The 23,590-nt window shown below is 68.7% G+C and carries 15 protein-coding genes; 11 read left to right on the forward strand and 4 right to left on the reverse strand.

Translation table 11 applies throughout. From position 1 onward, the window contains the following. Window positions 1-846: 846 nt before the first annotated feature. Complete coding sequence (locus tag CLM62_RS29260; RefSeq protein ID WP_095752915.1) at window positions 847-3,144, reverse strand: FdhF/YdeP family oxidoreductase; 2,298 nt, start codon at window positions 3,142-3,144, stop codon at window positions 847-849. A gap of 1,024 nt (window positions 3,145-4,168) precedes the next feature. Next, on the reverse strand, window positions 4,169-4,690 hold the full coding sequence (locus CLM62_RS29265) for a PAS domain S-box protein (RefSeq protein WP_257004151.1): 522 nt from the start codon (window positions 4,688-4,690) through the stop codon (window positions 4,169-4,171). A gap of 196 nt (window positions 4,691-4,886) precedes the next feature. On the opposite strand from CLM62_RS29265, the gene CLM62_RS29270 reads away from it, so the two are divergent. The 7 genes from CLM62_RS29270 (at window position 4,887) to moaA (ending at window position 14,125) form a co-directional block, all read left to right on the forward strand. After that, window positions 4,887-5,870: a LysR family transcriptional regulator gene (locus CLM62_RS29270; RefSeq protein ID WP_095752917.1), complete on the forward strand. Its 984-nt coding sequence runs from the start codon at window positions 4,887-4,889 to the stop codon at window positions 5,868-5,870. A 210-nt stretch (window positions 5,871-6,080) separates the two neighbouring features. Further along, a complete protein-coding gene (oxc, locus tag CLM62_RS29275) occupies window positions 6,081-7,811 on the forward strand; it encodes an oxalyl-CoA decarboxylase (protein ID WP_095752918.1) in 1,731 nt (576 codons plus the stop codon). A gap of 62 nt (window positions 7,812-7,873) precedes the next feature. Beyond that, the gene (gene frc, locus CLM62_RS29280) at window positions 7,874-9,130 is read left to right on the forward strand and encodes a formyl-CoA transferase (RefSeq protein WP_095752919.1); all 1,257 of its coding nucleotides are present in this window, start codon (window positions 7,874-7,876) and stop codon (window positions 9,128-9,130) included. 393 nt (window positions 9,131-9,523) lie between these two features. Continuing rightward, window positions 9,524-10,567, forward strand: a complete 1,044-nt coding sequence (locus tag CLM62_RS29285; RefSeq protein ID WP_179382267.1) for a LysR family transcriptional regulator — start codon at window positions 9,524-9,526, stop codon at window positions 10,565-10,567. A gap of 182 nt (window positions 10,568-10,749) precedes the next feature. Continuing rightward, window positions 10,750-11,928, forward strand: coding sequence for an ADP-forming succinate--CoA ligase subunit beta (sucC, locus tag CLM62_RS29290; RefSeq protein ID WP_095752921.1), 1,179 nt, complete (start codon window positions 10,750-10,752; stop codon window positions 11,926-11,928). Window positions 11,929-11,933: 5 nt separating this feature from the next. Continuing rightward, complete coding sequence (gene sucD / locus CLM62_RS29295) at window positions 11,934-12,812, forward strand: succinate--CoA ligase subunit alpha (protein WP_095752922.1); 879 nt, start codon at window positions 11,934-11,936, stop codon at window positions 12,810-12,812. Between the two features lie 323 nt (window positions 12,813-13,135). Then, complete coding sequence (gene moaA, locus CLM62_RS29300) at window positions 13,136-14,125, forward strand: GTP 3',8-cyclase MoaA (protein ID WP_218835635.1); 990 nt, start codon at window positions 13,136-13,138, stop codon at window positions 14,123-14,125. Between the two features lie 385 nt (window positions 14,126-14,510). Here moaA and CLM62_RS29305 read toward each other — a convergent pair whose 3' ends face one another. Further along, a complete protein-coding gene (locus tag CLM62_RS29305; protein ID WP_095752924.1) occupies window positions 14,511-15,245 on the reverse strand; it encodes a GntR family transcriptional regulator in 735 nt (244 codons plus the stop codon). 176 nt (window positions 15,246-15,421) lie between these two features. Here CLM62_RS29305 and CLM62_RS29310 point away from each other — a divergent pair, with 176 nt between their 5' ends. The 4 genes from CLM62_RS29310 to frc (CLM62_RS29325) all read left to right on the forward strand — a co-directional run bounded on the left by CLM62_RS29310 (window position 15,422) and on the right by frc (CLM62_RS29325) (window position 21,097). Continuing rightward, entirely contained in the window at window positions 15,422-16,447 is a 1,026-nt protein-coding gene (locus tag CLM62_RS29310) for a 2-dehydropantoate 2-reductase (protein ID WP_095752925.1), read from the forward strand. A gap of 252 nt (window positions 16,448-16,699) precedes the next feature. Then, window positions 16,700-18,127 (forward strand): pyruvate kinase, encoded by a 1,428-nt coding sequence (gene pyk, locus CLM62_RS29315; protein ID WP_095752926.1) that lies wholly within the window; start codon window positions 16,700-16,702, stop codon window positions 18,125-18,127. 600 nt (window positions 18,128-18,727) lie between these two features. Further along, on the forward strand, window positions 18,728-19,585 hold the full coding sequence (gene fdhD / locus CLM62_RS29320; protein ID WP_095752927.1) for a formate dehydrogenase accessory sulfurtransferase FdhD: 858 nt from the start codon (window positions 18,728-18,730) through the stop codon (window positions 19,583-19,585). Between the two features lie 279 nt (window positions 19,586-19,864). Next, window positions 19,865-21,097, forward strand: coding sequence for a formyl-CoA transferase (gene frc, locus CLM62_RS29325; RefSeq protein ID WP_179382268.1), 1,233 nt, complete (start codon window positions 19,865-19,867; stop codon window positions 21,095-21,097). A gap of 1,025 nt (window positions 21,098-22,122) precedes the next feature. On the opposite strand, the gene pntB is transcribed toward frc (CLM62_RS29325), so the two are convergent. Continuing rightward, window positions 22,123-23,586, reverse strand: a complete 1,464-nt coding sequence (gene pntB / locus CLM62_RS29335; RefSeq protein WP_095752928.1) for a Re/Si-specific NAD(P)(+) transhydrogenase subunit beta — start codon at window positions 23,584-23,586, stop codon at window positions 22,123-22,125. Window positions 23,587-23,590: the final 4 nt, after the last annotated feature.

Below are 23,590 nucleotides of genomic sequence, written 5' to 3' on the forward strand. Positions count from 1 at the left end.
CCTTTCGCTCGGCGCCCCGCAGATCAGGAACTTCGAGGGTTGGGGCACTTCCCAAATCTATGCTGCATGCCGGTTTCACCGGCGGCGGGCTCCTCTGGTGCGCGTCACGGAGCGGAGACCACAGGGCCGGCCCGAGGGCTGAGCGGGTGGCGGCAGGTCGGCCACGATCGAGCACCCGGTCTCCGAATGCACCTCGACGAGCCGAGATGCTGAGCATGCTGGGCTCGACAGGGTGCAAGTTGGCTGAACCGGCTGTCGGCCTCGCAGCGCCACTAGCGCCGCTGCGCCCGCTGGAGGCGCTGCGAAAACCAGCGCCGCGGCCGCCGGCTGCAGGTCGACGTGACGCTCATCGAGCCGCTGGGACAGGCGACCGCAAGAAGCGCTACCACTCTGGAGCCGGCGACCGGCACCATCACCGCGACAATGGTGCCGTCGGGCGCATGGACCAGGTAGTAGGCGATCCCGTCCGCTTGGGCAATGCTGCGGCGCGACAGTACCCACCGGTGGTGGGAAGGCTCGTCACCTCCGAAGAAGGCAACAGCCGGGAGCCGGGCGGCTGCCCAGTCGTGGACGCGCGGGCCCTTGGCTCCGTCGCCGCGGGAGAGCCGCTCCAGGCTTCACCGGGGGCGTCACCTATGAGCGGGTCGATGCGCCGGCAGTCGGCGAGGTTGACCTGCTGCTACTTCGGGACCGCGACGACGTAGCCCAGCCTGGCCTCCTCGAGCACGCCCGGGCGTTGGGCACCTCTGCAGCGCGGCACCGCTGGCGGTCGGACGTCGAGGACTTCGGTAGCCTGCTTAGAAACCGGCCTCTGACCGGCGGCAATAGCGAAGCGCAACTGGAGTATTAGGCGCGATCGTCGGCGGCCGGCTCCAGCCGCACCACGATTCCCTTGGATGTGGGGCAGTTGCTGACGTCCGCGACGCTGTCCAGGGGTACCAGGACATTGGTCTCCGGGTAGTAGGCGGCGGCCGATCCGCGGGAGGTGGGGTAGGGGACCACCCGGAAGTCCTCGGCCCGCCGCTCGGTGCCGTCGTGCCAGACACTGACCAGGTCGACCGTTTGCAGGTCGGCCAGGCCCAGGGACGCGATGTCCTCGGGGTTGACCATGACCACGCGGCGGCCGTTGTGGATGCCGCGGTAACGGTCGTTCATCGCGTACGGGATGGTGTTCCACTGGTCGTGCGACCGCAGCGACTGCAGGATGAGGTGCCCTGCCGGGGGCCGCAGCATCGCCAGGTCGTTGCAGGTGAAGACGGCCTTGCCGGTCGGGGTGCGGAACGTCAGGTCATTGACGGGATTGGGCAGCAGGAAGCCGCCCGGCTGGTTGACGCGCTCGTTGAAGTCCTCGAAGCCGGGCACCACACGGGAGATGCGGTCCCTGACCGTGCCGTAGTCCGCCTCGAACTCCTCCCAGGGGATGGCGGGGAAGTCACCGAGGGTGCGGCGGGCCAGCCGGGAGATGATCGCCACCTCGCTCAGCAGGTCGTCCGAGGCGGGCGCGAGCCGTCCTCGCGACGCGTGGACCATGCTCATGGAGTCCTCGACGGTGACGAACTGCTCGCCGCCGGCCTGGATGTCCCGGTCGCTGCGGCCCAGCGTGGGCAGGATGAGGGCCGTCTCGCCGCAGACGGTGTGGGAGCGGTTGAGCTTGGTGGAGATGTGCGCCGTCAGCCGGCAGCGGCGCATCGCCTGCTCGGTCACTTCGCTGTCGGGCGCGGCCCGTACGAAGTTCCCGGCCACGCCGAGGAAGAGCTTCGCCTTGCCGTCGCGCATGGCGCGTATGGCGTCGACCGAGTCGTAGCCGTGCTTCTTGGGCGGGGTGAAACCGAACTCGCGCTCCAGGGCGTCGAGGAAGCTCTGTGGCATCCGCTCCCACACGCCCATGGTGCGGTCGCCCTGGACGTTGCTATGGCCGCGCACCGGGCACACCCCGGCGCCGGACCTGCCGAGATTGCCGCCCAGCATGAGGAAGTTGACCATCTCACGGATGGTGGCGACCCCGTGCTTGTGCTGCGTCACGCCCATCGCCCAGCACACGATGACGCTCCTGGCCTTCAGGACCCGCTCGTGAACCTGCTCGATTTCCTCGCGGGTAAGACCCGTGGCCGTGAGGACGTCCTCCCAGGACGTCTTGCGCGCGTGCTCGGCGAACGCGTCGAAGCCCGTGCTGTGCTTGCGGATGAAGTCGTGGTCCAGGACCGTGCCCGGGTCTTCGTCCTCGGCCTGGATCAGCAGCAGGTTCAGCGCCTGGAAGAGCGCGAGGTCGCCGCCGGCGCGGATGTGCAGGAACTGGTCCGTGATGACTGTGCCCCGGCCCAGCACGCCGCGGGGCCGCTGCGGGTGCTTGAAACGCATCAGCCCGGCCTCGGGAAGGGTGTTGACGGCGACGACACTGCCGCCGTTGCGCTTGGTCTCCTCCAGGGCCGACAGCATGCGAGGGTGGTTCGTGCCCGGGTTCTGGCCCACGACGAAGACCAGGTCGGCGTTGTGGATGTCGTCGAGACTCACGGTGCCCTTGCCGATGCCCAGGGTCTGGGTCAGCGCGGCCCCGCTGGACTCGTGGCACATGTTGCTGCAGTCCGGCAGGTTGTTGGTGCCGTACGCGCGGGTGAAGAGCTGGAGGAGGAACGCCGCCTCGTTGGCCAGCCGGCCGGAGGTGTAGAAGAGGGCTTCGTCCGGGGAGTCGAGTTCACGCAGTTCCCGAGCCATCAGGGACAGCGCTTCCTCCCAGCCGATGGGCTCGTAGTGGTCCGAACCCGGCCGCTTGACCATCGGTTCGGTCAGCCGCCCCTGCTGATTGAGCCAGTAGTCGGACTTCCGGCCCAGTTCCTCGACGGTGTACTGCCGAAAGAAGTCGCGCCGCACTCGTCGCGAGGTCGCCTCGTCGTTGATGTGCTTGGCGCCGTTCTCGCAGTACTCGTTCATGTGCCGCTTGCCGGGCTCCGGTTCCGGCCAGGCACAGCCCGGGCAGTCGATGCCCTCGGCCTGGTTGATGTTCAACAGCGTCAGCATCGTTCGGCGGGGCGACGTCTGGCTCAGCGAGTACCGCAGCGCGTGGGTGACCGCGGGGACACCGGTCGCCCAGGTCTTGGGCGGCGTGACTGCCAGGCGATCGTCGGTGGGGTCTTCCAGAACACCCATTCTTCTGCCCTGCCTTTCCGCGTCCGACTTCGCGGAGACCTTGCGAACATCCTCCCCGCGAAAAAAAGCTAAGCCAGTTCATCACACCCGTCAAAAAGGCTGTTCCTGTCCCTTGATAGGTGGCACCGATGAAGCGGAAAACGTCGGCAGGAGGTGCTCTTTCTCTCAGCTCGGTCACTGGGATTTCGGGCCGCTGAGCGACTCGTTGTCGGAATCGTGGAAATGGGCGTTCGGTTCTTCCCGTCGAAGTGGCGCACAGCCTCCACGCCTTGCACGCGGCCCTGCTCGCCGTCGGCTCCGGCAGGCTTTCATCGGACCGCGTCAACTACGCGCCGTTCTGAATGTTCGAGGAGTACGTCGGACTCTCCGCGGGCGGCACGCTCGGCACTTGGGTGCCAGGTGGTTGCGATCCTCGACCCGGACCGCGTGGTGCCTGTCGCGCCGCCACGCACACCCGTCCCCTGTCCACGAAAACCATGACCGCGCCCCGGCAGGTGGCAGCACCGACCTTCTCCGGAGACGGAGGACGAGGACGAGAACGAGGACGAGGACGGGCAACCGGACCACGATTCAGCGAGTTCGCGGTTCACACCGGTCGGCTCCGGGGTGACGGCCGGGACGACGGCCGGGACGACCTCACGGTCCAGTCGTCCGCTGTGCAGAGCGTGGTGGGCGCGGTCAATCTGGCCGAAGTGCTGAGGAAAAAAGGGCGTTACTCCTCAGGCGAAGCGCGTCGGCACGGCCGCGGTCGATTCGGCGTTGGTGAAGCCAAGCCGTGCACCGCGACGACCCGCACCGCGACTACTCGCACCGCGGCGACGCGGGTGGCGTTTGGCACGTGCTCCAACGACACCGACATCGACCACGACAAGGGCGTCCTCCGCTTCGGTGACGTGACCGTTCCCCAGCGGCGAGGTTGTCATCGACGCCGAACCCTACATCGCGAAGGCTGGTTCACAGCCCGGCTGGTTCGGGGCGCGGGCCGTCCGCACGATCGGCCCGGTGTGACCCGTCCGGTGCGCCGTCAGGCCGGGGAACTCGCGGGCAGCCGGCGCTCGAGTTCCGCCAGCCGCGTGCGCAGGGCCTTCTCGGTGTTGCGGCGTTCCGTGACCTCGCGCATGACCGCGGAGATTCCGGCGATCCGGCCGGTCGCGTCCCGCAGCAGCGCCACCGTGAACTCGATCGACAGGCGGTGGCCGTCCCGGTGGGTGGCCGGCACGCCGAGCAGCTTGTCGCCGTATCGGGTCTGGCCGGTGGCCATCGTGTTCCGGTAGCCCTTGTCGTGCCGCGCCCGCAGCTTCTCCGGGATGATCAGATCGAGGCTCTGGCCCACGGCCTCGGCCGCCGTGTGGCCGAACATGCGTTCTGCGCCGTTGTTCCACACCAGGATGATCCCGTCCGGGTCGGCGACCACGATGGCCTCGGGTGACTCGCGCACGATCGCCTGGGCCAGCCAGGCCTCCGGCTCGCCAGTACGTCCGGTGCCGGAGCTCGCCGTCTCCTTCGAGGCCTCGCATGCGGCCGTCGTGTTGCTGCTCTCACCCACGATGGTTCCCTCCTCCTGGGCGCACCCGCGGACCGCGATCACGTGCGTGTGGCGGGCGCCTTCTCCCGATTGACCTCGTCGAGGGTATGGCGTCCGGCCCAGAATAAGGAATACTGCATACAGTAGGGTGCGTACAGACCGCACTGGCCGGGACCGACGGCCGGTCCTGTGCCATCCAGCCCCTGAGGAGCCGCTCATGTTGTTCCGGCAGCTCGAGTACTTCGTCGCAGTGGCCAGGGAGAAGCACTTCGCACGGGCGGCGGAGTCCTGCTACGTCTCGCAGCCGGCGCTGTCGATCGCCATCTCCAAGCTGGAGCGGGAGCTGAACGTCACCTTGATCAACCGGGGGCACAACTTCGAGGGCCTGACCCCGGAGGGCGAGCGGCTCGTCGTATGGGCCAAGCGGATCCTCGCCGAGCACGACGCCTTCAAGGCCGAGGTGGCCGTCATGCGGTCGGGCATCACCGGAACGCTGCGCCTGGGGACAGGCCCCACTGTGTCGACCACGACAGGGCTGCCCGTGGCCAGGTTCTGCGCGATGCACCCGCTGGCCAGGGTGAAGGTCTGCTCCCGGCTGTCCTCCGCGGAACTGGTGCGGCAACTGCGCGACTTCGAGCTGGACGCCGCCATCGCCCACTTCGGGCCCGAGGACCGGGACGGCCTGGAGATGGTGCCGCTGTACGAGGAGCAGTACGTGCTGCTGGTGTCCGGCGATCACCTGGTGCCCGCGGGCCCCACGATCACGTGGGCCGAGGCGGCCCAGCTCCCGCTGGCACTGCTGACGCCGGACATGCGGTTCCGCCAGTTCATCGACGACGCCTTCGAAAGCTGCGGGGCCGTGGCGACTCCGCAGGTCGAGACGGACTCCGTCGCCTCCCTCTGCGCCCATGTCGCCACGGGGGCGTGGGCGAGCGTCGTTCCGCACACATGGCTGAACGCCATGCCGATGAGCGGCCCGACCAGGGCCGTCCGGCTGGTCGAGCCGGACGCCAGGGCGCAGATCTCGGCGGCCATCTACGCGGCGACGCCCGGATCGGTCGCCGCCAGGGAGTTCCTCAACGTGGTCGCGGGGCTGTCGTTGGACGAGGTCTTCGTGCCGGGGCAGTCGGACCTCGCTGCTTCGCCCGGCATGGACGAGCCCCGGTACGACAAGCCCGTGGACATCCGCGTCGCAAGCTGACGGAAACGCCCCGGGTCGGCAGGGAGCCTGTCACCACTGCCCCTGACGGAAGCCCCTGAGCGCACCGTGGCGCATGCGGCGGCTGTGCGCCCACATTGATAAACAACGTAAATCAGCTGGTTGGCAACAGATCTTGGACGAGTCGGCCCCCTTACGCGGATGGTGAGGGCGGAAGAGGAACTCGGTGACCCGCTAGGGAGGATCCGTACCATGACGGACGCTGTCGTACAGGACACAGGCGTGGAGGGCGCCGGCGATCCGGCCGCTCTCACCGATGGGATCCATCTGGTTGTCGATGCGTTGAAGATGAACGGCGTCGAGACGATCTACGGGGTTGTCGGCATCCCGATCACCGACTTGGCTCGTCTCGCGCAGGCGTCGGGGATTCGCTACATCGGTTTCCGGCATGAGAGCGATGCGGGGCACGCGGCGGCGGCGGCCGGGTTCCTGACGCAGAAGCCGGGCATCTGCCTGACGGTGTCCGCACCGGGTTTCCTCAACGGGCTTGTGGCACTTGCGAACGCCACCACCAACTGTTTCCCGATGGTGCAGATCTCGGGGTCCAGCGAGCGGCACCTGGTCGATCTCCAGCGGGGCGACTACGAGGAGATGGACCAGCTCGCGGCTGCGAAGCCGTTCGTCAAGGCGGCCTACCGGGTGCACCGGGCCGAGGACATCGGCCGTGGCATCGCCCGTGCGATCCGTACCGCGATTTCGGGACGCCCGGGTGGGGTCTACCTGGACATCCCGGCCGCGGTGCTGGGTGAGGTCATCGACGCCGAGAAAGGTGCCGCGTCGTTGTGGCGGCTTGTCGACCCGGCGCCGCGTCAGCTACCGGAGCTGGCGGCCGTGGACCGGGCGATCGAGTTGCTGGCGGGTGCCGAGCGTCCGCTGATCGTGCTGGGCAAGGGCGCGGCGTACGCGCAGGCCGATGAGCGGATCCGGGAGTTCGTCGAGACCACCGGCATCCCTTACCTGCCCATGTCGATGGCGAAGGGCCTGCTGCCCGATGACCATCCGCAGTCGGTGGCGACCGCGCGGTCGCTGGCGCTGCGCCGGGCGGATGTCGTGATGCTGGTCGGTGCCCGTCTGAACTGGCTGCTCGGTCACGGCGACGCACCGCAGTGGAACGCGGATGCCAAGTTCGTCCAGGTCGACATCGCGGCCCCGGAGATGGACAGCAACCAGCCCATCGCGGCTCCGCTGGTCGGCGACGTCGGCTCGGTGATGGAGCTGCTGGTCGAGCGGAGCAAGCCGGGGCGGATCGCGGCGCCGGCGCAGTGGCGCGAGGAGATCGCTGCCCGCTCCGCGCAGAACGTCGCCAAGATGGCCGGGCGCCTGGAGGCCGCACTGACGGCACACCCGATGAAGTTCCTGGGCGCGCTGCAGGCCATCCGCGACGTGCTCAGCGAGAACCAGCGCATCTATGTCGTCAATGAGGGTGCCAACGCGCTGGACCTGGCCCGTAACACGATCGGCATGCAGGTGCCGCGGCACCGGCTGGACAGCGGCACCTGGGGCGTGATGGGCATCGGCATGGGCTATGCGATCGCCGCCGCCGTCGAGACGGGCGATCCGGTCGTCGCCATCGAGGGCGACAGTGCGTTCGGGTTCAGCGGTATGGAGATCGAGACGGTCTGCCGCTACAACCTTCCCATCGTGACCGTCGTCCTCAACAACAGTGGCGTCTACCGCGGAGACGACCCGTCCGCCTCGGACGACCCGGCGCCGACGGCGCTGAAGGCCCGCCACGACCTCATGATCGAGGCGTTCGGCGGCAAGGGCTATCAGGCGACGACGCCTGCCCAGGTCGCCACCGCCCTGCGCGAGGCCCTGGCCGCCGGTGGTCCGGCGCTCATCGACTGTGTGATCGACCCCACGGACGGCACCGAGAGCGGCAACATCGCGCACCTGAACCCCAAGGGCATCACCGTCAAGTGAGCGGCGCGCTGGGCGAAACGCGCGCACCCGTATCCAGATGATTCACGAGAGAGACAGCAAACATGACTGAACTGCCCCTTTCCGGGATAAAGGTGATCGACTTCACGGGCGTGCAGGCCGGTCCGGCCTGTACGCAGATGCTCGCCTGGCTCGGCGCCGACGTGCTGAAGGTCGAGCGCACCACCGGCGGTGACGTGACGCGTAACCAGCTGCGCGACATCCCCGACGCCGACGCGCTGTACTTCACCATGCTGAACAGCAACAAGCGCTCCCTGGCCATCAACACCAAGGCCCCCGAGGGCCGGGAGGTCATGGAGAAGCTGGTCCGCCAGGCCGACCTCCTGGTCGAGAACTTCGCGCCGGGCGCCATGGACCGCATGGGTCTGAGCTGGGAGACGCTCCAGGAGTGGAACCCGCGGCTGATCTTCGGCTCCGTCAAGGGGTTCAACGAGGACTCGCCGTGGAACGACCTCAAGGTCTACGAGAACGTGGCCCAGTGCGCCGGCGGTGGCGCCTCGACGACCGGTTTCTGGGACGGACCGCCGACCGTCAGCGGCGCCGCCCTCGGTGACAGCAACTCCGGCATGCACCTGCTGATCGGCCTGCTGACGGCGCTGATCGACCGTGACAGGACGGGCAAGGGCCAGAAGGTGTCGGTGTCGATGCAGGACGCCGTGCTCAACCTGTGCCGGGTCAAGCTCCGCGACCAGCAGCGCCTGGACCGGGTGGGCTATCTGGAGGAGTACCCGCAGTACCCGGGCGGCGAGTTCGGGGAGGCAGTGCCGCGGGGCGGCAACGCCGGCGGCGGCGGCCAGCCCGGTTGGGTGCTGAAGTGCAAGGGCTGGGAGACCGACCCCAACGCCTACATCTACTTCACGATCCAGGAGCAGAACTGGAAGCGGACTGCCGAGGCCATCGGCCGCCCCGAGTGGGCAGAAGACTCGGAGTACGCCACCGCGAAGGCCCGTCAGAACCACATCTTCGAGATCTTCGAAGAGATCGAGAAGTGGCTGGCCGACAAGACGAAGTACGAGGCGGTCGACATCCTGCGCAAGTGGGAGGTGCCCTGCGCGCCCGTGCTGAGCATGAAGGAGATCGCCGAGGACGCCGCGCTGCGCGAGAGCGGGACGGTCGTCGAGGTCGAGCAGAAGGGCCGGGGTACGTACCTGACCGTCGGCAGCCCGGTCAAGTTCTCGCGGTTCAAGCCCGACATCAAGGGTGCCCCGCTGCTCGGCGAGCACTCCGACGAAGTCCTGGGCGAACTCGGTTACGACGGGGCTGCCATCGCCGCGATGCGTGACAAGCAGGTCATCATCTGAACCGGACCACCCGGCCCCTCGCGCTGGTCTCCGCGACCCGCGTGAGACGCCTGGCAGGCCCCGAACCCGGACCGCCGCAAGGGACGGCGTCGGCCGGGTCACCCTGAGAGCCGGCCCCAGGTCAGCGACCTGGGGCCGGCTCCCGTTCCGGCGCATGCTGATCGGGGGAGCCCTCGGCCTGGTGACGACCATCGCCGTCTACGGTTTCGCGGTCAGCGGGTCTCCCCAGGCGGCCGGGTCGTCGTCTCGTCAGGGGCGGTGGCGGTGGCAGTGGCGTTCGGCGTCAGCCTCGCCGTCTGCGGAGTTCGGCTGGAGCGGGAGTAGCGCTTGACGCGAATCGGCCCTCACCGTTGCCCGCAGTTCATGCGCCAATTCCCACGCGAGGATGCGGACATGCTCAACCCCACCCATCTCAGGACGTTCGTCGCCGTCGCGCGAACGCTGAGTTTCACGCACGCCGCCGCGGAAGTCGGACTTCAGCAGTCGACGGTGAGCGAGCACATCCGCAAGCTGGAGACGGCTGTCGGAAGGAAGCTCTTCACTCGGGACACCCATTCGGTACAACTCACTGCCGACGGCGAGACTCTGATCGGATTCGCCAATGCCATATTGGATGCCGAAGCGCGCGCCATGACTCACTTCGCCCGATCAGGCGCGGTTTCCGGGGTGTTGCGTTTCGGACTCGCCGAGGAACTCGCGGAAACCGATGCACCGTCGGCCATCGCCGATTTCCTCAGGATGAATCCGCAGACGCGGGTCGAACTCGCCGTTCGGTCGAGTCGTGTCCTGGAGGTGATGCTCGAAGACGAGGCCCTCGACCTTGTTCTTGGTGAGCGACGACCAGGTGAGGACGACCGCAAGCCCGTCTGGAGGGACCGGTTGGTGTGGGTCGGCCACCCGCACACACGCGTCGACAAGGACGAACCACTCCCTCTGGTGCTTCCTTCCCACCCGTGCTCGGCGACGACGCGGGCGGTCGAAGCACTGTGCGCTCGCGGGCAGCGGTGGTTCAGGGCCGCGACGAGCAGTGATGTGACGGGCCTTTGGGCTGCCGTGCGCGCCGGACTGGGCGTGACGGTGCACGCTCGCTCGCTCACGCCCGACGACCTGCGCGAGCTGGCCGGTGCCGTGCGACTGCCGGACCTGGGCGAGCTCGACTTCGTCTTCAAGCCGGCCCGGTGCGACGACATGGGACTGGCCGGAGCCTTCTGCGAGGCGCTGATGACGCGTATGTCGGGCGCGCACCGGAAACCAGGCCTGCCGTCGGCGCCGGACAGGGCGATGTCGGCGTACCCGCGCCGCGCACCCGGCGCCGCTGGCCGTGGCTGCTGTAGAGAGGCGCCAGGAGAGCCGCGACAGCGAGGCGAGCCCGGTACGACAACGGGCGCCGTACGCATCGTGCCGGAGCCTCATCAGGATTCCGAAGCCCAACTGTGACCGGTGTGGTCACGCTGGCATCAGTCAAGCGACCACGCGTATTGCATACAGTATCCCATCGCCTTATCCTTGCTCTGCCGCAGCCGACGTTCCGTGGGGCGGCTTGTCGTCCGGTTCGCGCCCACGCGCTCTCGACCGGTTCACCCGCTGCATATGCCGTTGCAGTGGCAGGGAGGCACTTCATGGACTTGTACGAGTACCAAGCACGAGATCTGTTCGCCGCGCACGATGTGCCTGTGCTGCCGGGGACAGTGGCCGCCACGCCGGAAGACGCACGTACCGCCGCCGAACAGCTCGGCCCACGGGTGGTGGTCAAAGCCCAGGTGAAGACCGGTGGGCGGGGCAAGGCCGGCGGGGTGAAGCTGGCCACGACGCCGCACGAGGCCGCACTGAAGGCCAAGGCCGTCCTCGGCATGGACATCAAGGGACACCCGGTGCGGCAGGTGCTGATCACACCCGCGAGTGAGATCACCGAAGAGTATTACGTCTCCATCCTGCTCGATCGCACCAACCGAACGTTCCTCGCGATGGCCTCGACGGCGGGAGGCATGGAGATCGAGCAGATAGCCGCAGAGAAGCCCGAGGCGCTGGCGATGGTCCCCATCGACCCGGCCGTCGGGATGGACGAGGCGACGGCGGGGACGATCGTCGCTGCCGCCGGGTTCCGCGCCGAGGTGGCCGAGGCGGTCACCGCCACCCTCAAGAAGCTGTGGGACGTGTTCGTCGCCGAGGATGCCCTCCTTGTGGAGGTCAACCCGCTGGTGCGGGACGGGCAGGACCGCATCATCGCGCTGGACGGCAAGGTCACGCTTGACGACAACGCTCGCTTTCGGCACGCCGAGCACGCCGCGCTGGCGGACGTGCAGACGCAGGTCTCGCTGGAGGCCAGGGCCAGGGAGAAGCACCTCAACTACGTCAAGCTGGACGGCCAGGTCGGCGTCATCGGCAACGGCGCGGGTCTGGTGATGTCCACCCTCGACGTGGTGGCCTACGCCGGCGAGCGGCACAAGGGTGTGAAGCCGGCGAATTTCCTGGACATCGGCGGCGGCGCGTCGGCCGAGGTGATGGCGAACGGTCTCGACATCATCCTCGGCGACCCGGACGTGCGCAGCGTGCTGGTGAACGTCTTCGGCGGCATCACCGCCTGCGACGCCGTCGCTGACGGCATCGTCCAGGCGTTCCGGCTGCTGGAGAGCCGGGGTGATCCGGTGAACAAGCCGGTCGTCGTCCGCCTCGACGGGAACAACGCCGAGCAGGGCCGAGTCATCCTCGACCAGGCGAACCTGCCCGGCGTGTTCCAGGTGGATTCCATGGACAACGCGGCCGAGACGGCCGCCGAACTCGCGGCTGCGGGAGCGTGATACGGATGGCCATTTTCCTCACCGAGCACAGCAGAGTGATCGTCCAGGGCATGACCGGCGCGGAAGGCATGAAGCACACGGCCAAGATGCTGGCCGCCGGAACGGCCGTCGTCGGGGGCGTCAACCCGCGGAAGGCCGGCCGGAAGGCCGACGTGGACGGGACTCCGGTCCCGGTCTTCGGCACGGTGGCCGAGGCGATGGACGCCACCGGCGCCGACGTCTCCGTGGCGTTCGTCCCGCCCGCCTTCACGAAGGAGGCGGTGGTCCAGGCCATCGACGCGGGCATCGGCATGTGCGTCGTGATCACCGAGGGCGTCCCCGTCCACGACGCGGCCGTCATCTGGGCTCACGCGACGGCGAAGGGCAACGCCACCCGCATCATCGGGCCGAACTGTCCCGGCATCATCAGCCCTGGAAAGTCCAACGCCGGCATCATCCCCGCGGACATCACGGGCGCCGGCAGGATCGGTCTGGTCTCCAAGTCCGGCACTCTGACCTACCAGTTGATGTACGAACTGCGTGACATCGGCTTCTCCACCTGCGTCGGCATCGGTGGCGACCCGGTCATCGGCACCACCCACATCGATGCGCTCCAGGCCTTCCAGGACGACCCGGAGACCGACGTCATCATCATGATCGGTGAGATCGGTGGCGATGCCGAGGAACGCGCCGCCGACCACATCCGCCGACACGTCACGAAGCCCGTGATCGGCTACGTCGCCGGCTTCACCGCTCCGGAAGGCAAGACGATGGGCCACGCCGGTGCCATCGTCTCCGGTTCGTCCGGCACCGCGCAGGCGAAGAAGGCGGCACTGGAGGCCGCGGGCGTGAGAGTCGGCAAGACCCCCAGCGAGGCCGCGGCACTGGTCCGTCAGGTGGTGTGAGCAGGCCATGAACCCCCTGGACAGATAGATGTCGCCATCGGACGCGGCACGCAACTGCCGGTCGCCACCGAGACGGTGAACGCGCTCGCCGCGGCCTGGACCGCGTCCTGGGGTGCCCTGCCGCCGGACGGCGAACGCCCGGTGTCGAAGGTGGTCCGACGGCTGCTTGCGGGTGTGCGTCTCCGGGGCCCAGTCCATGGACGCGCTCTGCCCCCAGGCCCACGTGGCCGGCTGCACAGCGGTGCTGCCGGCCGCGGAATGCTCCACCAGCTGCTGCACACGTCCGGCAGTTCCCCGCATCACCCCGAAAGAAGGTGGAACCCGTGCTGATCGACACCTACGGGCGGATCGGCACCGATCTGCGCGTCTCGCTGACCGACCGCTGCAACCTGCGCTGCACCTACTGCATGCCCGAGGAAGGGCTGGCCTGGCTGGCCAAGCCGGAGTTGCTCACCGACGACGAGATCGTCCGGCTGATCCGCATCGCGGTCACCGACCTCGGCATCACCGAGGTGCGGTTCACCGGCGGCGAGCCGCTGCTGCGCCCGGGACTGGTCGGTATCGTTGCCCGCTGCGCCGCGCTCACCCCCCGTCCAAAGCTCTCGCTGACCACCAATGGGATCGGGCTGGCCCGCACCGCGGCCGCGCTGCGGGACGCCGGGCTCGACCGGGTCAACGTCTCGCTGGACACCCTGCGCCCCCGCCTCTTCAAGAAGCTCACCCGCCGCGACCGGCACCACGACGTCCTTGCCGGGCTGGCCGCGGTACGTGAGGCCGGACTGGCACCAGTGAAGATCAACGCCGTGCTGATGCGCGGGCTCAACGACGACGAGGCGCCCGATCTTCTCACCTGGGCCCTCGAGCACGGCTACCACCTACGGTTCATCGAGCAGATGCCGCTGGACCCGCAACACGGATGGCAGCGTGAACAGATGGTGAGCGCGGCGGAGATCCTGGAGCGCCTGAGCGCACGCTTCACCCTCACCCCGGAGGAGGCGGGCCGACGGGGTTCGGCGCCCGCCGAGCGGTGGCTGGTCGACGGCGGACCGGTCGCGGTCGGGGTGATCGCCTCGGTGACCCGGCCCTTCTGCCGGACCTGTGACCGCACCCGGCTCACCGCGGACGGCCAGGTTCGCACCTGCCTCTTCGCCCGCGAGGAAACCGATCTGCGTGCCTCGTTGCGCAGCGGTGCGAGCGACCAGCTGATCGCCGAGCTCTGGCGGACGGCGACGCGGGGCAAGAAGGCCGGCTCCGGACTCGACGACCCCTCCTTCCTGCAGCCTCAACGCCCCATGTCCGCCATCGGCGGCTGACCGGCCGATCGCCTGCTCGGCTCAGATCGTCTCGCCCTCACGCCGTGGCGGTGCGCCCCAGCGCTGAGCGAACTGGGCGGCGGAATGAAGAGGCCCCGACCGCCTTCGTCGAACGTCCGCGCCGCGCAGGTGCGGGGAGGTGATGCTGCCGTCGGCGAGCTCGCGTCGCCGACGACCGACTCCGCGCGAGCACGGGACAACAGAATCACGTCGAACCAGTCCCGCCCACACGGGCGCCGGAGCCCGCAGGCACATGACCGGCTCGCCACCTCCATCGCCGCGAGGGTGGGCAACTGTCTGGGCACCGACCGTCTCGCGGTACCGACCGTGGTCCCTCGGACGACCTCCGCCCCACTGACTGCACGGGCGGAGGGGGCCCAAGCTGTCAGCCGTGCTTCGCGGAGGCTTCATGCTGTTCCTCCGCGTACAGGGTGCGCGTCGTCTCCGTGTGCCGACGCATCAGTTCACCGGCGTGCTGGGCGTTGTGGGCGGCAACGGCTTTGATGACGGAGACGTGCTCGTCCCAGGCCTTACGCCCCCGTACGAGCGCGATCGGTGCGTAATACCAGCGCATGCGCCGATCGACCATGGCGATGTGCTCACTGAGCACCTTGTTCCCGGCCATGTGCATGAGGTAGGCGTGCAGGTCGGCGTTGGCTCCGACGAGAGCTTCGGTGTCGTTGCCGGCGAGCGCCTTCTCTCCGGCCCGCTGCAGTTCCCACAGCCGCTCGATGTCCTCCTGTGTGGCCCGCTCGGCGGCCAGGAAGGCGGATTCCGACTCCAGGAGGACGCGCACCGCCATCAGCTGGTCGGCCTCCTCTTCGGTGGGGATGTGGACGAACGCTCCCTGTGCGGGGCGGAGGTCGACCCAGCCCTCGGTGTGGAGACGCTGCAGGGCTTCTCGCACCGGCTGACGGCTTACGCCGAGCTGGTCGGCGAGCTCCGTCTCCACGAGGTGCTCGCCGGGCTCCAGTACCCGCGTAATGATCATGTCGGCGATGGCGTCGTAGACCGCCTGTCTCAGCGGTGCCGGCCGTTGCACCGCGCGCACCGCTCGACGCGCGGGTGCCCCTGCGGAGCCTTTGCGTCCGGCTGCCAGCGTGGGACTGCGATCCGTCATGGCCAACTCCCCGGTTCTGGTATGCCGCTGTCCTGAGCATGACGGGCCCAGAATTGCGCGATTGGCTTCAGTATACAGTCGACGAAAGACAGCCATGACATTCTTGACCGCTGCAGGCATGGACACTCTCCGCGCTGACTGCATACAGTATTCACTCCTTAGGGAGAGGAGCCACAGTGAGGATTGCAGTCGTCGGTGCCGGCGCGATCGGTGCCTACTGGGGCGCTGCCATGCACCGAGGTGGCGCTGAAGTCCACTTGATCGCGCGCGGGGACCACCTGCGTGCCATGAGGGAAGAAGGAGTGCGGGTGCTCAGTCCGCGCGGTGACTTCGTGGCGCATCCGTGCGCCACGGACGACCCGGACGAGGTCGGGCCCGTCGACTACGTCTTTCTCGGGCTGAAGGCGCACAGCTACCCGTCCTGCGAGTCCTTGGTGAAGCCGCTGCTCGGCGAATCCACAGCCGTGATCGCGGCCCAGAACGGAATCCCGTGGTGGTACTTCCACAAGCTCCCCGGGCCGTACGAGGGGCGCCGGATCGAGGCGGTCGACCCCGGTGGAGCCACCAGCGCTGTGCTGCCGCCGGAGCGGGCCATCGGCTGCGTGGTCTACCCGGCCACGGTCATCGAGGCGCCGGGCGTGATCCGGCATCTGGAGGGCACCCGCTTCTCCATCGGCGAACCCTCGGGCCGGATCAGTGACCGCTGCAGGGCGCTGAGCGAGGCCATGATCGCCGGAGGGCTGAAGTCCCCGGTGGAGGCCAATCTCCGCGACGACATCTGGATCAAGCTGATGGGCAACGTCGCGTTCAACCCCCTCAGCGCGCTCACCCGAGCCACGATGGTCGAGATCTGTCAGAACCCGTACACCCGGCAACTGGTGGCCCAGATGATGGAGGAGACCCTCGACATCGCCGCCAGGGTCGGCAGCACCCCCGAGATCTCGATCGAGAAGCGGCTGCGGGGCGCGGAGAACGTGGGACACCACAAGACCTCCATGCTGCAGGACCTCGAAGCGGGCAAGCAGATGGAACTCGACGCCATCGTGTCGGCTGTTGTGGAGATGGCAGACATCACGGGCGCCGACGCGCCGACGCTGCGCAGCGTCCACGCCGCCACGGACCTTCTCTCGCGTACCTGTGGGCCTGGTGCGTCGGGGCCGGCCAACACGCCTGAGCAGCAAAGCCAGAAGGATCCCGCCTAGATGCCGGCGTCGCGCATGCGACGACAGCCACGGAACCTCTGTATCCAGCGCGGTTCGATGACCAGCAGGCTCGAATACCGCGCCACCTGAAACAGGCGGGCATCGCTCCGCCCCTCAGCGGCCTGCCGGGCCTTGCGGTGGACGGTCCCGCATGAGCAGAGGCCCGGCAGGCTCCCACCCTTCAGTTGCCACTTCAGAGCCAGTCAGTGACACGTCGGAACCAAGGCGGTACACCGCCGGGGAGGAGACGCGGTGAACCGCCGCGCGAAGATCGTTTGTACTCTTGGACCCGCCACCGGCACCGCGCCGCGATTGGCGGACCTCCTCGACGCCGGAATGGACGTGGCCCGGCTGAACTTCAGCCATGGCACACGCGCTGACCACTTGACTCTGTACCGCACGGTCCGGGAGATCGCCGAAGAACGAGGACGCGCCGTCGGCGTACTCGCCGACCTCCAGGGCCCGAAGATCCGGCTGGGACGGTTCGCGGCCGGACCGGTGGTCTGGTCGACCGGCGAGCAGATCGTGATCACCACGGCCGATTGCCCCGGCGACCACGGCCGGGTCTCCACCACCTACCGTGGCCTGGCGGGCGACGTGCTGCCGGGCGACCGGCTGCTCGTCGACGACGGCAAGATCCACCTGAAGGTACTCGACATCACCGACGGAGACATCCGGTGCCGAGTCGTGCACGGCGGCCCGGTCAGCGACAACAAGGGCATCTCACTGCCAGGAGTCGCGGTCAGCGTTCCACCTCTGTCCGACAAGGACCTCGAGGACCTGAGGTTCGCGCTTGAGGTCGGTGTCGACATGGTCGCCATGTCGTTCGTGCGCGCTCCCGACGAGGTGAAGCTCGCGCGGGCCGTCATGGACGAGGTCGGCAGGCAGGTACCCGTGATAGCCAAGCTCGAGAAGCCGGAGGCCGTCGAGGATCTCCCGGCGATCGTCGAGGCGTTCGACGGACTGATGGTGGCGCGCGGTGATCTCGGCGTCGAGATGCCGCTGGAGCAGATTCCGCTGGTGCAGAAGCGGGCCATTCGCCTGTGCCGTCAGGCGGCGAAGCCGGTCATCGTGGCGACCCAGATGCTCGACTCGATGATCTCCGAACGACAGCCCACCCGCGCCGAGGTCTCGGACGTGGCCAATGCCGTCCTCGACGGAGCGGACGCGGTGATGCTCTCCGCCGAGACCAGCGTCGGGGCGTATCCGGCGCATACGGTGGCGACGATGGCGCGCATCGTCAAAGAGGCCGAGGGGGCGGCCACGCGGGGCGACGTGTTCGAGTGGTCCGCGGCACAGGAAGCCGACGCGGACGGCAGCACCGGTGACGCGATCGCGGCAGCGGCGTGCGAGGTGGGCAGACGGCTCGGGGCGGTGGCACTGATCTGCTACACCCGTACCGGCGACACCGCGCGGCACCTGGCACGGCAGCGCTCGCCGCTGCCGCTGCTCGCCTTCACACACGACGAGTCGGTGCGGTCCCAACTGGCGCTCTCCTGGGGCATCGTCTCCGCCGTACTGGCACCTGCCACCACCGCGGAGACGATGCCGACCGAACTGAGCCGGGTTCTGCTGGCCATGGGCGTATGCCGTCCCGGCGATGTGGTCGTGGTCGTGTCCGGAAGCCGTAGCGGCGTGCCCGGGTCGACGGACTCCTTGCGCGTGATGCGTACTGAGTGATCCCTGACGCGGATCCCGACGTGTTCGACGCCCTCTCGGCGGAACGGACCGCGCGACGCCGACGAGACCGGCAGCCGGGATGCCGTGTGTCGCCTCATCGGCGGATTCCTTCAGCGGAGCCGATGACCGCGGGCGGGACGTCCCGGCCCGCGAGTGGAGCCATCCAGCAGCGGGGACAGCAGGGTCGGGCCCGTGACGAGGTCATCGCCGTCCGCAGGTGGTCGGCAGCCCAGGCGGACGGCGCTCCGCACACCGCGCCGACGATCTCGACACCTGGCCGGGCCGAAGCGGCGCCGCGCCGGCGGCGGGGGAGCGGAAGGGGGGCGGCGTCAAGCGGTTTCGCGCCGGGGCTCCTCCGGTCACCGGTCTCGCCCGTTCCACGCACGAACTGTATACTGTATGCAAGCCTGGCGGGCGGTACGCCCGCGCGCGGGGTTGCTGCTGGCTGCGGTCGGCTGTCCGCCGTGCTGATCGCTCGCCGTGCGCCTCGCCGACCGCGGGGCTGGTGGCCCCGACTCAGGCCCGGGCTGCCCCTCACGCTTCCTGGCACGCCGCCTGCGGCGGCGGTGCGACGAGGATCTAACGCCGAGAGGACGTCGTATGGGACGCAGAATCAGCAGATACCGGGTCATGCGCCTGACCGAGGGCCGGCTCACTGTGCGGCCGGACACGTTGGCCGCCGAGGAGCCCCTGGAGATCCGGGTCGGCGGGCGACCGCTCGCGATAACGATGCGGACGCCCGGAGACGACTTCGACCTTGCGCGCGGGTTCCTGGTCAGTGAGGGCGTCGTGGGGTTCGCTTCCGAGATCGCGGCAATTCGGTACTGCGCGGGAGCCACCGTGGACGGCGGCAACACCTTCAACGTTCTCGACGTGGCCCTTTGCCCGGGCGTCGACCCGCCCGACCCCTCACTGGAGCGCAACTTCTACACCACCTCGTCGTGCGGTCTGTGCGGCAAGGCGAGCCTGGACGCGGTTCGCGCCAGCAGCCGATGGTCGGTCGACGCGGATCCGCTGCGACTGACCCCGGAGGTCATCGCCACCCTGCCCGATACGCTGCGCGCGGCGCAGAAGGTCTTCGACCGCACCGGCGGGCTTCACGCGGCGGGTCTGTTCGACGCCGCGGGGAAGCTGATGTGCCTCCGGGAGGACGTCGGCCGGCACAACGCGGTGGACAAGGTCGTGGGATGGGCGCTCGCGGCGGGCCGCCTCCCCCTGAGCGGTGCCACCTTGATGGTCAGTGGGCGGGCCTCCTTCGAACTGGTGCAGAAGGCCGTGATGGCGGGTATTCCCGTGCTTGCCGCGGTGTCCGCGCCGTCGTCTCTTGCCGTGGACCTCGCCAGGGAGATGGGTCTGACGCTCATCGGATTCTTGCGCGGGGCATCGATGAACGTCTACGCGCGGGAGGAGCGGCTGGGGGTCGGTGACGTCAGTGCGAGCGGCAGTGTTCGCGGCTGATCGGTGACGTGTCCCTGTGCTGTATCCGCGAAGTGGCGGCCCGGGTCTGGACATCCTGACTCGGCACGCCGTAGAAAGAATACAGTATACAAACTCCGACCTCGGGATCCGTGGCGACCGCGGTGCCGCCTGACGCGGAAGCGGATGCGACGGGCATCCGGGAGATCTCCCCGCCCTCGGCTTCCGGGTCGCTCTCGGCGGCCAGATGCTGGCATGTACGCGCCCGGAACGACGATCCAGACCACATACGACCAGGCGCTGTCGAGGCGCTCAGGAGGAATGATGAGCAGAGCACTCGAGGGAATCCGTGTCGTCGACATGACGCACGTCCAGTCAGGACCCTCATCCACGCAGATCCTGGCCTGGCTCGGCGCGGACGTCATCAAGGTGGAGGCCCCCGGCCGGGGGGACATCACCCGCGGACAGCTGCGTGACCTGCCCGACGTGGACAGCCTGTACTTCACGATGCTGAACTGCAACAAGCGCAGCATCACCGTCAACATGAAGACGGACCAGGGCAAGCAGGTGTTCACCCGGCTGGTCCGGGATGCGGACATCCTGGTGGAGAACTTCGGCCCGGGCGTGATGGAGCGCTTCGGATTCGACTGGGAGCGGCTGCAGGAACTGAACGAGCGGCTGATCTACGCCTCCATCAAGGGTTTCGGCCCCGGCCGGTATGCGGAGTTCAAGGCCTACGAGGTGGTGGCGCAGGCCATGGGCGGTGCCATGAGCACCACCGGCTTCGAGAACGGACCGCCCACCGCGACGAGCGCCCAGATCGGCGACTCCGGCACCGGCATCCACCTGGTGGGCGGCGTCCTGGCCGCCCTTTACCAGCGCACGCACACCGGGCGCGGCCAGCGCGTCATGGTGGCCATGCAGGACGCCGTTCTCAACCTCTGCCGTGTCAAGCTCCGTGACCAGCAGCGGCTGGCGCACGGTCCCTTGAACGAGTACCCCAACGAGGTCTTCGGTGACGAGGTGCCGCGCTCGGGCAACGCCTCCGGTGGCGGCCAGCCCGGCTGGGCCGTGAAGTGCGCCCCGGGCGGGCCCAACGACTACATCTACGTCATCGTCCAGCCCGTCGGCTGGAAGCCGGTCACTGAGCTGATCGGCCGCCCGGAGCTCGCCGAGGACCCCGAGTGGGCCACTCCCGAGGCGCGTCTGGACAAACTGGACAAGGTCTTCGGGCTGATCGAGGCGTGGACGTCCGGGCTCACGAAGTGGGAGGTCATGGAGCGGCTCAACGCTCATGACATCCCGTGCGGCCCGATTCTTTCGACGAAGGAACTCATCGAGGACGCCACTCTCGCGGAGCTGGGCACCGTGGTCGAGGTGGATCATCCCGAGCGCGGCTCCTTCAAGACCGTCGGCTGCCCGCTGCGGCTGTCCGATTCCCCAGTGCAGGTGAAGCGCCCGCCGCTGCTCGGCGAGCACACCGCGGAGGTGCTCGACTCGCTCGGCTACGCCCCCGAGGAGATCGAAGAGCTTCGGGGCGCCGGTGCGATCTGACGACACAAGGAGGGCCGACGTCACCGCCTCAGAGCGGTCACCGGCCGCGGCCGCGGTGGCCCGGACACCCGCCGGAAGCGTCTACGTGGTGAGGCGGACAAGGCGCTTGTAGCAGCACAGGGCGGCGGCGAGTCCCAGAAGGACACGCCGGCGCGGCACCAGGACAGCCCCTCGGTGTGGTGTTCGGGATCAACTTCCAGTTGCCGTGCGCCAAGAGCCTGAGCTTCAGACCCCTGGTGGCGGCGTCCTCGGCGGGCGTGCCGGCGGTGAGCAACGGCGTCGGCCGGATGGTTGCCTGCCGGCTCTCCCACCGCCTGGGCCGCCGTCAGAGAATGCGTGCAGCACGGCCGTCGGCAGTCAGCACCTCGTGGTACCGCTGCCGAGCCGTCGTGGCGAGTCCTCGTCCTGGAGGATGTTCCGCGCGAGCACCATTGTGGCCATCGCCTCGTCCCTCGCCGCGGTACGGGGCACCAGTAGCCCCGTTTCAGCGGCGGCCGGAGGCCCGCCTGTGGGTCACGGTCGAGCCGTGCCCCCATCGGCCCCGAATGGGCGGCCGTCGCCGAGCAGCCTCTCTCGCCGCACCACGCGGCGTAGCCCGCCGGATGCCTGGTCAGCGTCCAGGCACGGGGGTTGACCGTGCCGATTCGGCACAACAGCCGCAGGCGTGGATCACCGTGCTGTGGCACGCAGTTGTTGCGCCGCCCACAGTATGGACGACGCGGAGGCGGGCGCGAGGACCTGCTGGCGGGCAGGTGTCCCGGCCCCGAAGACTGCGGTCCGTTTCCCCCCGACGCGGCCTCCACCGAGGCGGCGAGCGGAACTGTGCCGGCCGCCGCGCATGCCAGGTCGGTGCAAACCTGGATCACCCGGTGGGGCCGGGGAGTCGGCGAGAACCCATACGTGTACCAGCCCGAGGGCCTTCTGGCCTGGTGCAGATCTCGCGATCCACACCAGGCCAGAAGGCCCTCACCCATCTCCCGCACCGGGGACCTGCGTCACCCGTCCACAACTCCTGGACAGAATACCTAGCCAGCCGCCGTCACCTGACGTGCGGCCGGAGCCGTCTCACGTCGGCCGTCGGTGCTGAGCGCGTGCAGGATCGCCTCCACGCTCTGCTTGGCGTCGCCGAAGAGCATGCCGCTGTTCTCGCGGAAGAACAGCGGGTTCTGCACGCCCGCGTAGCCGGAGGCCATGGAGCGCTTGAAGACGATGACATGCTCCGCCTCCCAGACCCGCAGCACAGGCATGCCGGCGATCGGGCTGCTCGGGTCGTCGGTCGCGGCCGGGTTGACGGTGTCGTTCGCGCCGATGACCAGCACGACCGAGGTGTCGGCGAAGTCGTCATTGATCTCGTCCATCTCCAGGACGATGTCGTACGGCACGTTCGCCTCGGCCAGCAGCACGTTCATGTGCCCGGGCAGGCGCCCGGCGACGGGGTGGACGCCGAAGCGCACTTCGACGCCCCGCTCGCGCAGCTGTCGCGTCAGCTCCGCGACCGGATGCTGGGCTTGGGCGACGGCCATACCGTAGCCGGGGGTGATGATCACCGAGCGGGCCTGGGCGAGCATGTCGGCCGCCTCCGCGGCGCGCACCTCGCGATGCTCCCCCTGCTCGTCGTCGCGGCCGACCGGGGCCTCGATGCCGAAACCGCCTGCGATGACGGAGACGAACGAGCGGTTCATCGCCTTGCACATGATGTAGGACAGGTAGGCACCGGAGGAGCCGACCAGCGCGCCCGTGACGATGAGCAGGTCGTTGTCGAGCAGGAAGCCTGCCGCGGCCGCCGCCCAGCCCGAGTAGCTGTTCAGCATGGAGACGACGACGGGCATGTCGCCGCCGCCGATCGAGGCCACCAGGTGCCAGCCCAGGGCCAGCGCCAGCACGGTCACCGCGATCATCAGCGGCAGGTTCGGGCGGATGGTGAACCAGACCGTCAGCGCGACGAAGGCGCCGAGCGCGCCGAGGTTCAGCGCGTTCTTGCCCGGCAGCGTCAGCGGACGGGATTTGATCCGCGCCGAGAGCTTCAGGTACGCGACGATCGACCCGGTGAAGGTGACCGCGCCGATGAAGATGCCGATGAACACCTCGGCGTGGTGGATGGCCAGCAGACCGGCGCCGAGCCGGTCCTGCGCCTCGCCGTGCGACTCCACCTCCAGGTAGCTGTTCCAGCCCACCAGCACCGCGGCGAGGCCGACGAAGCTGTGCAGCACCGCGATGAGTTCGGGCATCTGCGTCATCTCGACCTGGCGAGCCCGCCACAGGCCGATCATCGCGCCGAGCGCCATGGCCAGCACGGTAAGGGCCACCGCGCCGACGCTGATGCCCTGCGCCGCCACCACGATCGTGGCGACCAGCGCGAGGGCCATGCCGGCGATTCCGTAGGCGACGCCGGCACGGGAGGTGCGGTGCTGGGACAGGCCGGCCAGGCTGAGGATGAACAACAGGGCGGCGACCAGGTCGGCCGCGTGGGAGGCCGTCGTGAAGGTCATGTCG

The organism is Streptomyces sp. SA15 (genome assembly GCF_002291145.1).
In the GTDB taxonomy this organism is placed as follows: domain Bacteria; phylum Actinomycetota; class Actinomycetes; order Streptomycetales; family Streptomycetaceae; genus Streptomyces.